Origin of the sequence: Lysinibacillus fusiformis, assembly GCF_003049525.1 — a bacterium.
GTDB lineage: Bacteria > Bacillota > Bacilli > Bacillales_A > Planococcaceae > Lysinibacillus > Lysinibacillus fusiformis.
Window position 1 is genome coordinate 466,947 of the sequence record NZ_PYWL01000001.1, and the last position, 14,962, is coordinate 481,908.

Annotated in this window: 11 protein-coding genes and 1 riboswitch; of the genes, 2 read left to right on the forward strand and 9 right to left on the reverse strand. The window is 39.2% G+C overall.

Annotated features, from left to right (window positions below):
• The first annotated feature begins 4 nt into the window (after positions 1 to 4).
• Together C9J29_RS02325 and thiW are read left to right on the forward strand one after the other, a co-directional pair.
• On the forward strand, positions 5 to 1,201 hold the full coding sequence (locus C9J29_RS02325) for an MFS transporter (protein ID WP_107921542.1): 1,197 nt from the start codon (positions 5 to 7) through the stop codon (positions 1,199 to 1,201).
• Positions 1,202 to 1,252: 51 nt separating this feature from the next.
• Positions 1,253 to 1,360: riboswitch (TPP riboswitch) on the forward strand.
• Positions 1,361 to 1,454: 94 nt separating this feature from the next.
• Positions 1,455 to 1,958 (forward strand): energy coupling factor transporter S component ThiW, encoded by a 504-nt coding sequence (gene thiW, locus C9J29_RS02330; protein ID WP_043989689.1) that lies wholly within the window; start codon positions 1,455 to 1,457, stop codon positions 1,956 to 1,958.
• 90 nt (positions 1,959 to 2,048) lie between these two features.
• Here the strand turns inward: thiW and C9J29_RS02335 are convergent, their stop codons facing one another.
• From C9J29_RS02335 to C9J29_RS02375, 9 genes are all read right to left on the reverse strand, one after another.
• Positions 2,049 to 4,646: a VWA domain-containing protein gene (locus tag C9J29_RS02335; protein WP_107921543.1), complete on the reverse strand. Its 2,598-nt coding sequence runs from the start codon at positions 4,644 to 4,646 to the stop codon at positions 2,049 to 2,051.
• Positions 4,630 to 6,375 (reverse strand): vWA domain-containing protein, encoded by a 1,746-nt coding sequence (locus C9J29_RS02340; RefSeq protein ID WP_107921544.1) that lies wholly within the window; start codon positions 6,373 to 6,375, stop codon positions 4,630 to 4,632. The genes C9J29_RS02335 and C9J29_RS02340 overlap by 17 nt, the downstream gene beginning before the upstream one ends.
• 11 nt (positions 6,376 to 6,386) lie before the next feature.
• Positions 6,387 to 7,262, reverse strand: a complete 876-nt coding sequence (locus C9J29_RS02345; protein ID WP_008174101.1) for a DUF58 domain-containing protein — start codon at positions 7,260 to 7,262, stop codon at positions 6,387 to 6,389.
• Positions 7,259 to 8,254: an AAA family ATPase gene (locus C9J29_RS02350; RefSeq protein WP_008174103.1), complete on the reverse strand. Its 996-nt coding sequence runs from the start codon at positions 8,252 to 8,254 to the stop codon at positions 7,259 to 7,261. Before C9J29_RS02350 ends, C9J29_RS02345 begins: the two co-directional genes overlap by 4 nt.
• Before the next feature lie 11 nt (positions 8,255 to 8,265).
• On the reverse strand, positions 8,266 to 9,675 hold the full coding sequence (locus C9J29_RS02355; protein ID WP_107921545.1) for a hypothetical protein: 1,410 nt from the start codon (positions 9,673 to 9,675) through the stop codon (positions 8,266 to 8,268).
• Positions 9,676 to 9,687: 12 nt separating this feature from the next.
• Positions 9,688 to 10,533 carry an ABC transporter permease gene (locus C9J29_RS02360; protein WP_008174107.1) on the reverse strand — a complete coding sequence of 282 codons (846 nt, stop codon included), beginning with the start codon at positions 10,531 to 10,533 and terminating at the stop codon, positions 9,688 to 9,690.
• Entirely contained in the window at positions 10,530 to 11,465 is a 936-nt protein-coding gene (locus C9J29_RS02365; protein WP_008174109.1) for an ABC transporter ATP-binding protein, read from the reverse strand. Before C9J29_RS02365 ends, C9J29_RS02360 begins: the two co-directional genes overlap by 4 nt.
• Positions 11,465 to 13,858 (reverse strand): hypothetical protein, encoded by a 2,394-nt coding sequence (locus C9J29_RS02370; protein ID WP_107921546.1) that lies wholly within the window; start codon positions 13,856 to 13,858, stop codon positions 11,465 to 11,467. The genes C9J29_RS02365 and C9J29_RS02370 overlap by 1 nt, the downstream gene beginning before the upstream one ends.
• A gap of 166 nt (positions 13,859 to 14,024) precedes the next feature.
• Positions 14,025 to 14,912: a LysR family transcriptional regulator gene (locus C9J29_RS02375; RefSeq protein ID WP_008174113.1), complete on the reverse strand. Its 888-nt coding sequence runs from the start codon at positions 14,910 to 14,912 to the stop codon at positions 14,025 to 14,027.
• Between the last annotated feature and the right edge of the window lie 50 nt (positions 14,913 to 14,962).

Sequence of the window (14,962 nt, forward strand, 5' to 3'; positions counted from 1 at the left end):
TTCGATGACCCAGCAGAAGTCCAATAAGGCGGCTTTGTATATATTAATGTTTAATATGTTTATCGCAATGGGGAGTATTGGAATTATTATTCCTGTAATGCCGGAATATTTAAGAATATTTGGAGCAGCAGGACAAGTTCTAGGCATGCTTATTGCAACGTTCGCCTTGGCACAATTTGTATTTTCTCCAATTGCTGGGAATCTTTCTGACCTGTATGGGCGGAAAAATTTAATTATTTTCGGTCTTATACTAACAGGACTTGCACAAATCGGTTTTGGCATTTCTACAGATGTTTGGATGCTCTTTTTGGCACGCTTTTTAGGTGGCCTTGGCTCTGCATTTGTTGCACCTCCTATTATGGCTTTTGTAGCAGACGTGACAACTTATGAAGAACGCGGAAAAGGAATGAGTATGTTAGGAGCTGCAATGTCGTTCGGCTTTATGATTGGCCCTGGAATTGGTGGTTTCCTCGCAAAGGTTAGCTTACATTTTCCATTTTTCATGGCGGGAGCTGCCGCCATTTTAGCGTCTATTTTATCGTACTTTTTATTACCATCTACAAAGCCAAATACTGCGCAAAATAGACAAAAGCAAGATAATCTGGTGAAACAGATGGCTCGCTCTGTACATATGCCTTATTTTGTTATGTTAATTATTATGATGGTATTCTCATTTGGGATTGCTAACTTCCAAACAACCTTATCACTATTTGTGACAGAAAAATTTAATTACTCACCTGGCGATATTGCTACCATTCTAGTGGTTGGTGGAGCATTTGGGGTAATTGTACAGATGTTTATCATAACGCCACTCTTTAAACGCTTTGGTGAAATGAAAGTAGTTTTGGTCAATTTATTTATTGCCTCCATTGCTATTTTCTTAATATTATTTGTTTCAGGTTTTGCACTAATATTAGTTGTAGCAACCATCTTCTCTACGGCAACAACATTAATTCGTCCAGCTGTTAATACACTCATCTCAAAACTTGCTGAAACAGAGCAAGGGTTTGCAGCCGGCTTGAACAATGCCTATATGAGTCTTGGAAATATGATTGGACCCGCTTTAGCTGGTTTCTTATTTGACTGGAATATGAATAGTCCTTATATTTTTGGTGCCATTATCTTATTAGCCTGCTTCTTCCTTGCCCTGATTTGGACATTGAAAAAGGCACCACAGCTTATGCATCCAGATTCACACTAATCATCAAAGCTTATTGACTATTGATTGAAGTATGTTACACTTCTAAAAAATACTTACCACTAGGGGAGTCTTTTAAAGGCTGAGACGTATATGGTTATATACGGACCCTTCGAACCTGATCTAGTTCATGCTAGCGGAGGGAAGTGGCGCTTCTTGCTATTTTCAGTGTATAAGCAAGGCCGCTTCCTGTCGTTTGAAGGAAGCGGCTTTTTTCATTTTCCTAGTGGCTAAAACGAAAAGGAGCGCACCTATCATGTCTATTCGAAAATTAACAATTATGGCTTTATTAGTAGCGATTGCCGTTGCAGGCTCTACGTTCATCTCCATTCCAACTGGGATTGCTCGTGCCTACCCTGTGCAGCACGCTATTAACGTAATAGGAGCCATTATACTTGGACCCGTACCTACAGTTGTAGTTGCCTTTGTTACGGCTATCATTCGTATCCTTACAGGAACAGGCTCACTGTTAGCCATTCCTGGTAGTATTATTGGAGCATTATGCGCAGGTCTTGCCTATAAATATAGCAGTAAAATGTGGCTAGCTGGTATGGGTGAAGTGATCGGCACTGGTCTTCTCGCATCGCTTGTAGCAGTGCCCTATGCAAAGTTACTTATGGGGACATCCGTAGCGGCCTTATTTTTCATGCCTGCCTTTTTAATATCAAGTTCAATTGGAGCAATCTTAGGTATTGTAGTAGCTAGCAGTTTGCGTAAAACCGTGCTAGTAAAATATTTTAATTCCCGCTCTTTTTATTAAATAACGTTGTTGATATAACTTAGAGGATTTGTCTCCATGCATATACAAAAAGCAGTGCGAAATAATTCGCACTGCTTTCATCTAACTAAATTATTGGCGTTTTTTCATACCCTTTAATAATTGTGCCACGTTCGTGTTTTCTGCCTGTACGGGGTGATTCTCTACAATTTGCTCCTTTTTCTTCGGCTTCGTTAGGAAATTCCAGCCAAAGCGTCTTATTGTAATATCAATAAAGAATAAGAGCATACCTGCAAGGAGAAGCCATGTCGCAATGTTTTGACGATCCGCCCCTTGCTTTGTAAAGTCACGGAACACTTCTTGTGGTTCTTTTAAAATAGCACCACCAGTTTGTTCGGTTAATTCTTCTATTAATTTATCATTAGCAGGAAGAAGTTCATACTCAGCACTATAGGGAACACTTAATCCAGCCTGATAAATCGTTTCCTTTTCATCAGCGATACGGAAGAAGATTAATCCCGGGTCAGCTTGTACTACAGCACGCACCTGAGAGGCTGATATAGCTTCAAGCTGTGTGTCTAACTCTTCACCAGCTTCATTAACCGCAACAATATCTAAAAAGGCTGCTTCATTTGTAGGATCTGTAATCATAAAGGACCCATCTGATTCTATTCTTACATCATAGGCAACATCATTATAACTTGGGAGCATTTGTGAAATAAGCGTTTGCCAAAATGTGCCCCAGTTTTGCCATCTTGCCCAGTCGCCCGACCACTTTCCTGTTGAATCAGAAGTGAATGCGAATGTTTTGCCAAGACCGTATTGCCATTGTGCTAACACCGGATCTTCTTTTTCGCTTTCAGCCACGACGGTAGCACCCTGCTTTGCGGTTGTTCCGATATAAGCATTCATTTGTGGAACGCCATTGGCAAATAGCGTATTCCATCCCCCTGCATGATAGAGTATTGGATAAAATGGGTTATCCTCAATGTACGTACGGGAAATCATAGCTGTTTCACGAGATAAAATGGAAGGAATAGTTTGCTCATCGATAACATTGTAGAAACGTCCGCTTCCCATCTCACTCAGAGCTTCCAATAAGTTAGCATCCGCATCTTGACCAATAGCCACTGTTGATAAAGTTATTCCAGTATCTTTTCCTTGTTCAATTAAATCTTCATAATTTCCTGGCTGTGATTGTCCATCCGTTAAAAGAATAATATGCTTACGTTGCAGTTTTATATCTGCTAGGTTTTCATATGCTTTTGCAAGTGAACCATAGATTTCTGTCCCGCCTCCTGGTGTAACAGATAAAATGGTATCCACTGCCTCTTCTTTATTGTTCAGAGGACCAGTCTCTATAATTTCCCATGGTCGATCATCAAATGCTATAAATCCTAATGTATCTTCATCACGTAGCATTTCAACTGAACGTGCTGCTGCTTCCTTTGCAAGCTCTAGCTTGGATCCTGACATACTACCAGAGCGATCTAGTACAATGACAAGTCCTAATGAAGGTAATTGTTCTTTCCCCTTAATTTCCATTTCAACAGGTAATAATGTTTCAATTGGCGTTTTAAAATAACCACCTAAACCAAAGCTATTTTCTCCACCAACCATTGCAAAACCAACACCAAAGTTTTTGACTGCTTGCTCTATCACACTCATTTTCGCCTCACCGACTAAATGTCCTGGTACATTATCGAAAATAATGGCATTATATTGCAAATAACTAGAGAGTTCATTTGGTAAGCTTTCAGGTGATTTTATATCATAGGCTATTGATTGCTGACCAAGTGCCGCCGCTATTGGTGAAGCTGTTTCATAGCCATTCACAATGAGTAAATGTGGTTCGCTTTGTACCATTGTGACACTTGTTAATTTATTGTTTTCAAATATTGCGTCTTGTCCTACTTGAACAACGGCTTCATATTTCACCAGCCCTTCACCAGTCGCTGCATGTTTATAGGTAAACATATTCGTTCCTTCGGCTAGCTCGACTGCCTCACGATGAATCAGTTCATCATTTTCATATAATAATAGCTCGCCTTGTCCAGCTGTTGTTGCATGCACTTCTGTTACCAGTTGTTGTTGCTCACCCACATAGGCAACTTGTGGGGACACAAAGCTTATTAATGAAACATCATTCACAACAGGCTGACTAAAGGGCACAACATCCACACTAATATTGGAGCCTTTAAACTTCGTGGCGAAATCTAAAGCATTGCCCTTTGTCTCATTGCCGTCCGTTAAGAGCACAAAGCGTGTTGCTTTTTTCGGATCTATAATACCTGTGGCAAGTTGCAGGCTTTGTTCTATATTCGTTTGATCAGTAGCCTTTATTTCCGTAAACTTTGGTACTTCCTTTAATGTTTTAGTCATAATGGCTTCTGTTTGTAATGTTGATGAGAATGAATACAGCCCTGCAAGCTGTTCGTCTTTTTTCGATTGTAAACTATCCTGTATAAACTGTACCATCTCATCTTCAGTCCCATTCATGGAAGCTGAGCGGTCAATTAGATACACGATTTGTTCTTCTTTTATAGGTAATAAAAGATACGGCCCTGCCAATGCGAAAACTAAACAGCCTACCGCTAGCATGCGAATCATAAGTACGATAGCATGACTCTTTTTTAGTCGCTGTCGTTCTCGCCAATAGGTCCAACCAAAATAGATGAGTAATGGAAGTAATAGCAACAATATTAATGGCATATCAATTCGTAAATCCACGACGTCGTTGCACCTCCCACTCTGAAACAAGTAAAACTAAAATAATAAGAATTAGCCAAGGGACAAAAGAAGCCTTCGAAATCTCAGCCTTTCCGTTATCAGAAATATCCCCTAATGTATAGCTTGTTCCTTGTTCAATAACACGTTCTTGCGCCTGCAATTGTACAATAAAATGTTTTTCTTCATTATTAGAACGCACAAAATAGATGCCAGGTTTTGTTGGCGCAGTTAGCATACCATCCGTAACCAATGATAGAAATTCATCTTCTTGTGAATATACACTCCAGTCTTCCTGCGCTAAAGCTACTACTCTTTGTTCATTTGGTGTGAAAATACCGAGTGAACCAATGGATTCTGATAACTGCTGTTCAGTACTCCATAAGAATAACGGGAATGATGGGTGTAGTGGCCAATCCGTATCTGCAATATCTGCTAAGACGACGATATCCCCTTTAGGAGAGCGCTGTATAAACGGCTGTTCTCCAACAGTAGCGATAGTTTCATAATTTACAAATCCAGGATACAAGGCGCTAACATAAACATCCTTGAGCTCGCTAAAAGCAAATAAAGCATCACTTTTAGTACTTACTATGCCACTTACCTCTACCTTTTCGGCATCATCACGGCCAAATAACACAAGAGGTTTGTCCATCTTTTCCAGCAATTCAGCTTGATTAGTGATCACCGTGGCATCCTGATTGTCTACTACTTGTAAAGGCGGAACGATTTTCACACCCGTACTTACGGATTGAAACCCTTTTTGAATCAATTCATGCATGCCCTGATCAACCACAATTTTTGAAGTAGCTGTTTGTAGTAAAACGGTTTGTTGATTATCTACTGCATAATCATCTTGCACATCAATGATTGCTGTCATTGATTTTTCTAAAGGTAACTCCTTAAAGGTTTTTGTTATCGCTTCCATTGGAGGAACAGCGATATTCTCAGCTACTAACTCTTTACCCTCTTCATTTAGTAATGCTAGTGTGACCTTTTGCTCGATGTCTGTATCATTATGAAGCTGCACAAGCGCCATTGTAGCCTGTCCATCTGTTGTTGCAGCAAATCGAGTAATAGCAATATTTGTTAAGTCCTTCGCAGCACCTCTTACTAGCCATTTAACAGAGTCCTTGTTCATAGGTAGTTGTTTTTTATCGAGTACATCTGTAAATACATAAATTGAAGTCGGTGTATCTCCAACAAATGCTTGTGCCACATCTAGCGCCTTATCCATTTCTGCCGTTTCATAGGTTACTTGTAAGTCTTTAATACCTTTTTCGATATCTTTAACATTTGTCTCTTGCTGCAAAATCGCTTTTGGTGCTGAACCAGTCGTAATTAACGTGACTGGTCTCCCATTTAATTCATCTATAAGCGTCAGCATTTCCTGTTTATGTGTGTCAAAGGTAGATTGCCCCTTACCAGCTAACATTGTTGCAGAAGTATCAACAATAAATATAGTTTGCTCACCAACAATCGTTGATTTTTTCACATAGGGATTCATGAGTGCCAACACAAGGAGTAGCAATGCTAGTAACTGTAAATAAAGTAGGGCATTCTTTTGCAAATGCTTTAAATACGGAGATACCCGTGTTTCCTGCATAATCTCGGACCAGAAAAGTGTTGAAGAAACCGTCTGATCTGTATATTTTTTTCGAAAGAAATAATAGAGTAGGACAATGACCGGGATGATGGCCGTCCAGCTAAATATGATTTGACTAAAGCCCAATACGGCTCACCTCACCTAATCCAATGTGCTTTTAATAATTGCTGAAAGATTGCCTGTTGCAAACCATCTTCCACCTTCAATTGTAATTTCCGAATGCCGAAACGCCGACAAATGGCTTCAAATTCTTCTTCATGTAATAAACGTCTTGCGTGATAGGTTTCTAAAACTTTTGTGGACATTGTCACATTGACTTCATTACCTGTTTCACGATCCAGAAGGCGAACATCACCCGAATAGTTTGGTGATAATTCTTCTTGCGTCACAATTTGTAAAATCCTGACATCACCAGCATAGCGTGGTAGCCTTTTTAAAAGTTGCTCCCATTCCTCGATGGACTCTAATCCATCTGTCACAATAAATAACACTGTACTGTCTTTTGGTAAAGCCTTTAAGGCACCCTGTGCAAAAGGATTCGAATAACTCGCTTCCTCTATATCTGTCACTATTTGTAAAAATGTTCGGCGATACATAGCACCCTTCCGACGAAACGGTGGCTTCGCATCATCCTGTAAAAATGAAAAAGACAAACGATCGTCTCGACCAAGTACCATAAAACCAAGGGATGCCACTATTTGACGAGCAAAAATCCACTTGGCTTCTGTCCCCATTGATTTTGTGGTATCGAGTAAAATGTGTACGCGCATTTCTTGTTCATCTAAAAATCTTTTAATAAAGTATTTATCCGTTCGGGCAAAGACGTTCCAATCCACTTGTCGTACATCATCACCTAAATGATATTCTCGAAAATCCGAAAAATCGAGGGAAGCCCCAAAGCGCTGTGAACGATGCGAGCCTTTATGCTGCCCGCGTAGTTTGGAGGCAGTCGCTATTTGAAAACGACTAATTTTTGCTAACCAGTCTTCGGGCAATAAGTAGTTGGCTGTCACTTGCTAACACCTTGCTGAATTTTTTCTAAAATAACATCAATGACATCATCTGCTGTCTTTCCTGAAGCCTCCCCTTCATAGTTCAACAGCATTCGATGACGTAATACAGGCTTAGCTACAGATTTAATATCCGCTACCGAAACATGGAACCGCCCATTCATCAGCGCTCTAGCTTTAGCTAATTTTATTAAACTTTGCAAACCACGAGGTCCACTTCCATACATGGCATATTGCTTGACCTCGTCCAGTGCATCAGCTCTTTCTGGGTGCGTTGCCACCACTAAATCAGTGGCAAATTCCAGCATTTCATCAGCAACCAGCACTTCTTTCACCATTTGCTGTGCTTCTATTAGAGCCTCAGTGTTCATCAATTTTTGTAAGCCAATTTCCTGAGCACCTGTCGTACGTTTCATAATTTCCATTAGTTCATTTTTTTCTGGATAGGGAACAAGAATTTTACAAAGGAATCGGTCCATCTGTGCTTCTGGTAACGGATATGTCCCTTCCATTTCAATAGGATTTTGCGTCGCTAACACGAAAAAGGGTCTCGCCATTTTTTTTGTATCTCCCAAAATCGTTACCGTTTTTTCTCCCATTGCTTCTAACAAAGCACTTTGAGTCTTCGGTGTAGCACGATTTATCTCATCCGCTAACACCATCTGACTAAAAATCGGACCTGGCTGAAACGTAAATTGTTGCTTCCCATCTGGGGTACGTTCAATCATACTTGTTCCAGTTATATCAGCCGGCATAAGATCTGGTGTAAATTGTATTCGTGAAAACGACAAGTCAAGTACTTCAGAAATTGTACGGATTAACATCGTCTTCCCTAAGCCTGGTAAACCTTCTAATAATGCATGACCATCTGCTAGTACAGCGTACAAAGTATAATCAATTGCATCCTCTTGTCCTACAATAAAGCGATGGATTTCATCTTTTACTTGTTGTAATTTTGTACTCATTTCTACATACTGTTGCTCTGTAAATGCCATTTCATTTCCTCCTACTGCGACTCAATTGACGTGAAATAAGATTGCACGACATTTTGTAAATCCTTCGGTAATTGTAAACGCTCTGAGCTTTCTAAATAGCTGTCTTTATAGGAGCCAATTACTTCTTCATACGGTCGAATGGTACCCTTTGTTATCGGACCATTCCCCTGTTGCTCAGAAACATGGGAACCATCTCCCAATGCTCCCCCATCTACGGATGTCTCGTTTGACCCACCTAGACGATTCGGTGTCGTCAATAAATCACGACCACCTTGACCTCTGCCTGCGCCTTGTCCCTGACCTTGACCCTGTCCTTGTCCTTGTCCTTGTCCTTGTCCTTGGCCCTGTCCTTGGCCCTGTCCTTGGCCCTGTCCTTGGCCTTGATTATTACCATTCTGTTGTTGGGAACCACTTTGAGCATTATTTTGACCAGACTGGCTTGCCTGCCCTTGCTGATTGCTTGGCTGGGAATTCCCGGATGACTGCTGACTACCTTGTTGTTGGTTATTATTTTGATTGTTAGTGCCAGCATTATTAGCACTAGCAATCGCATTTTGTAAGGAATTACTTGCTGGTTTACCAAGTTTACTCATAGCTGTTTGTGTGGCATTTGCATTTTGTGTGAGGTTTTGCTGCATTTGAGCAAGTTCCTTCAATTGTTCAACTTCTGCTTTCGATAAGCCTTGTTCGTCGGTAGCACCGTCTTGACTTGCCGTTTGCTTATCCTTTAATTGCTGCTCCTTAAGAGCAAGCTCCTTTTGCTTCTTCACCACTTCGCGCAGTGCCTCTTCAGCTGTTTCTGCTTCCTTAAGCGTGTTTTGAAGCTCTTGCAATTGCTCTTTTACTTCTTTTGTCTGTGCTTTTTTCTCCAGCTCCGCAACTTCCTTCTTCATATCGTCGATTACAGCTTGCTCTTTTTCAACTTCTATCGCTTCAATTTGAGTCGCTGCTGGGAACATATAAAGGATTGCTAGGACGACAGCTGTGCCAAATAATCCAATAAACGCCTTTGGTCGAAACAAATTTTTCTTCCGAGCCTTAAAGCGTATGAAAGCCTGTTCAACATTCTGTATTGCCTTTAATAATAATGCTTGAACAAGTGGGTCCTGATCGTCTTTCAATGATAAAGCAGTCACCAACTCATTATGTGAAAAATAATGATCCAATGTATGCAAAGCTTCTTTCTCTTTAACACGTCTCCACCAGATGTAAACTATCGTTGCAATCAGAAGCGTAACAAAGACAGCCAACGCAATTTGGCGATAATAGGGCCAGACAAATAATCTTGAAATAAGAACAAGAGAAGCACACGAAAGCAATGCCAAAAACAGACCGTATTGTGCAATAGGGATGCTTTTTTCAAATGTTAAACTCGACTTTGCACGCTGAATGTATTTTCGTAATTGCTTACGACGCTCCATAATAATTCCTCCTCATCGGTTACTTTTCATGTTGGCACGTAATTTTTTTATCGCAATCGTTAAACAAAGTACAATAATCAATACATACGCAATTAAATAAGTAATCCACACAGGTAGTTCCACTCCTGAAAGCTCAGCTAACGCATTGCCCATCTCCGGTGAAATCAGCGTCAGCATTAAGGCACCTGGATTAATTGAAGCCCAAAAATAAGTCATAAAGGAGGTACTTGCACCAACGGCATTACCCATTTGATGGAAAGCCATTGTTAAAAAGAAGAAGAATGCAGTAATCCCTCCTAAAAAGATAATAGATCCATATGTGGCTATCATGGCAACTATTGTTTTTTTAGTAATCGTTGAAAACATGACGCCAATACTACCTATTGCTACAACAGTAACTAAGTAAAATAAAAATATAGAAATAAGCTGAGAAGGTGAAACTCCACCAAATAGGAACACTAAACTATATAATGGTAATCCTGCTACGAGCATTAAAACTAGAAACGACACGGACGATAATAATTTTCCAATGACAATTTGTGTAGAGCTTTGTGTCGTTGTTAGCAAAATATTTAAGGTTTGTTTTTCACGCTCACTACTTATAGCTCCTGCTGTTAAGCTTGGTGTAATGAATAGAACTAATGCCATTTGTAAAATCGTTAATACAGCAAACATCATAAAACTTGTTTCAGGTCTAAAAAATCCTTTGCCAGTAAATTCAGTTGTCAGCAATAAAAAGCCTGCAATGAAAATACAAAGTACTGCTAAGTAAAACATTAATCCTGAGAAGCTTTTAAAAGAACGGAATCGTAACTTTAACTCTTTCACAAATACTGGATTATAAAATCTTTCCATCATTGACTGTCCGCTCCCTTCGTAATCGCCATAAAGACATCCTCTAAATCTTTTTCTTCCTCACTTAACGCATAAATTGGTAAATCGGCAAGTATGGCCTTTTTCAGTAATGCCACCTGCTCTGCATCTGTTCCACGATAATTAAAGGCTATTTCAAGACGATGCTCAAGAACATCAATAGACGAAATATGGGGATCTTCTTCTAAATATGAGCGTACTTCATTTATACGATCTGTCACTTTCATTACAATACGCTTTTCTCCCTGTAGCTGTGCCTGAATGGCAGCAACATTTCCATGTGCAATTAATTTGCCATTATCAATGACGCCAATTTCATCACACATTTCAGCTAGCTCCGGCAAAATATGAGAAGAAATTAAAATGGTTTTACCCATAGACTTTAAATTTCGTAAAATATCTCGCATTTCCACACGGGCGCGAGGGTCTAATCCAGATGCTGGTTCATCTAAAATCAATACTTTAGGATCATGAATAAGTGCACGGGCAAGACATAAACGTTGCTTCATCCCACGCGATAATAAATCTACGTATTCATAACGTTTACTCGTTAAATTTACAAGTTCTAAAAGCTGTGGAATCAGCACTTGGCGTTCTGCCAGTTGTATACCATAGCTAGCTCCATAAAAATCTAAGTATTCATCTACTTTTAGCTGATCATAGACACCAAAGAAATCAGGCATATAACCAATCTGCTTGCGTACTTCTTTCGGTTCCTTGACGACACTTTTACCGTTTATCAACGCATCGCCTGATGTCGGTGACAATAATGTCGCTAAAATAGAAAATGTTGTTGATTTCCCTGCTCCATTTGCACCAACAAAGCCAAACACGATGCCTTCTTCTAAGGACAAATTTAAATGATCCAGGGCCGTAAAGGAGCCATATCTTTTCGTTAAGTCACGAATTTCAATCATTATTTTGCCACTCCCTTCAGCTCTATTTCAGGTAATTTCGTTTGTTCGCCAGTTGGATCTGGGCCATATTTTATTTCAAGTCGAACTTCACTATCTTGATTAATATAATTTTTAATGTTATTTGTAAACACTTGCTTTGTATCCACTAATGGCTCATACATATTCGTCGCATTATTCCATATCGACAGCTGCATACGCTTAACATCCTTATTAGAAATAGTTAGTTCATTAAGTGATTCCACAGCGTCCATAAATTGATCGGGCATTGCCATTGTTAATTCGTATAAACCATCAGATAGATACCAGTTATTTAGTTCCTCATCAATTTTATCGAAGTATCCACTCGCCGATAGTGAGTTTAATGAGTACGTGAAATTATTACGTTTCATTGTAAAGGGTCCTGATAGTTCCACTTTCCCTTTAAACGGTTGAACAAGCATTGTAATTGGAGACATATTTGCACTTGTTTCAAGTTCAGCCCCTACAATCGCTTGATCTGTCCATGCTGTCAGTACTGGCTGTCTATCATTCTCTACAAGTGGCAATGCTAATGTTTTCATTCTTTCAACACGCATAGGATCTACCTCATCCTTCTGAGATGGGTAACTATAATTATAACTATTAAAAACAGATGGCTTTTGAAGTACTGTTGTCTTCATTTCCTTGTCTACTTGTAAGGTTCCGTTTGCTTTAATATCACCCAGTTTTACTTCTTTCACGCCAGAGATTAAAGTGACGTCTTTTAATTCAAATGGGAAATTATTTTTTATTGTTCCAGTTAGCTTCTCATTTTTCAACGTTATATCAACATCCATTTTGCCAATATTTTGAGCAGATGTTTTCCCTCCAAATGATTGAACAGACCAATAATTTAAATCACGTAATGTTAACGTTGAACCGTTGGCATTTTCCTTAATATAAGAAGATTCATGTAAATCACCCACTGAACCCGTGAAATTATTATAATTTCTCATTGCAACAGCCGTTGTGTTTTTATCCGTATTCACAATAAAATCCCCGCTACGATTCGTTAAGATTGATTCAACATAGTACCCATTTAAACTACTATCCTCATTGACCTTATAAAATGCGGATTGTTGTACTTGTGGCTGAACAATTCTGTCTTTTGCTCCAACAATGAAAAGACCAATCGAAAGAACGATTGAGAACACCGGAATAATCCACCATGCATGCTCCCGCTTATCTACCTTTTTCAGGACAAAATAAAGAACTGGACCAATGATGATAATATAAAGAATAATGACGATAAGCATATAGCTTACTGAAACTTCAAAGGACGGGAATAGTTCATTTATGTTACGAAGCTCATAAGAAATTTGATCGAGTGGGGATTGTCCCTGACTCATCATTCCTTGCTGTGAAATACTTTGAATATCAATTATCTTTGCTAGGAGGGCTGCATAGCCGTCCATTGAAGCGAGCGGCTGATCTCCTAAAGAAAAGGCTGTTTGAATAATTTCGCCACTGCCAATTTTTTTCTTCGAGGCTAGGACTACATTATTCTCCGTTAATACAGGTAAACTTTCTTCATGATTAGTAGCTGTATGAATCGAAATTGGCTGCGTAAAAATACCACCGCCCGATAATTTTGTTAATGTTTCTGCAGAAATAGATGTCATTTCTTGTGATAATGACATTGGTAAATAATCTTTAAAAACCCCTGCTGTGGCATCTACTTGATCAGTAGCCCCTAAAAGTAATGTACCCCCATCTTGTACCCATTTCAGCAATGCCGCTTGTTGTTTTTGTGCTAAGTCGGCTATTGCTACTTCATCTATGACGATGACGTTTGCCATGGCAAGTCCTTGTTCATCTTCTGGGAATGTATAATCCTTTAATTGATTAATATTAAATATTTCCACATTGTTTTGAGGAACAAATGATGATAAACGTAAAAATGCAGATAGTCGATCACTTTTATCTGTTAATGTATAGACAAATGTTGATGTAGGATCTAAAAAATTGGATTGTAGGCGCTTGGTCCCCTTATAGGCAATCTTTTTTCCCTTTTCAATATTCCCTTCATAAAAGGCAAATAAATCTGCGTCCGAATATCCATTGTCAGCTAAACCATCTAGATAGAAGGTAAATGTCTTCTCTTCTCCTGCTGCAATATCAATTGGAACGACAAGTGCGGATGCTGCTTCATAAGAATTCGAAGAATTTATTGCCATATCCCCAGAAAAATCTGCACCGTTATTTTTCACTGTCACTTGTAATGGCACAACTGATTGATATTTAGCTTTCCCTGATATACCTGCTGTTGCTTTGACCTCTAATGGTGCAGCTGCTTGCGCCTGTGTGGAAGGCAGCAGAAAGCTCATCATCAGCATAACTAATAAGGTCAGTGCCGTAATTTTTGTCTTTTTCAAAAGCTCAACCCCTTTTTATGTAAGTAGATGGTTACATAATTATACGATTTAAATTGCATTTTGTTCCATTTCTTATGATATCTTCATCAATATTCATAAACTCTTAAGAAATCACCGAGCCAAACGAAAAAGACAATCCCCTAATAGACTGGAATTGCCTTATTTTTTATTTTGTATAGTCAAACAAACAACGAGCATGGTCTTGCACTACTTCTACAAATGCTTCTACCTGTCGCAATTCAAAAGATGATTCATAGCCAATGAGCCATGTATCGCGTGTAATTCCAAATTCCTTTTCATCGTTTGTTAAAGGTATTTTATGAATTTCATCATGGTCATTTAATGTAATGGATGGTAGTATAGCATACCCTATTCCATTTAAAGCCATCTGTTTACAAATTTCTATTTGATCGACTAAAATTTGTTTTCTTGGATTGGAGGCAAAGTGCTGCTGCCACCATTGTTGAATTTCCTGATAATAGTTCGAGTCACTTTTATATTGAATAAAAGGACGATCTGTTGTCAGCACATCTTCAATTGTCTTCACCTCTTTATCCACCAAATAAAGGGTGTCTCTGAAAAGGTGAATCTTTTCCCCTTTCCAATCTACCTGACCTCGTACAATTCCAATATGTGCCTCGCCCTCATAAAGGGCTTTCACAATTTCAGAACTCCAGCCCGTCATAAGTGATATTTTTGCATCGGGATATTTAGATACAAATTCCTTCAGGATTTTAGGCAACCAGTTTTGACCAACAATAGACGCACAGGCAATTTTCAAGGTTCCATTTACCTTTGTCGTTAAGGATTGAATCGTTTCAAATATTTCTTCCTTTTTGGCTAGCATTTCCTTTGCATAAGCAATAACCTGTTCACCAGCAGGTGTTGCTGTTAAACCTTTTTGTGAACGAATAAATAATTGTGCACCCCAGTCCTTTTCAATCGTTTGTAAACGTTGGGAAAGGGCTGGCTGGGATAGAAATAGACGTTCAGCTGCTTTCCGCATATTGCGTTCCTCAGCTAAAATTTTTAAAATCTCTGCCTCTGTTGCCATCAATCTGTAAACCTCCAATTACAAGCAAAGAGGGCCTCATGATTTTCATA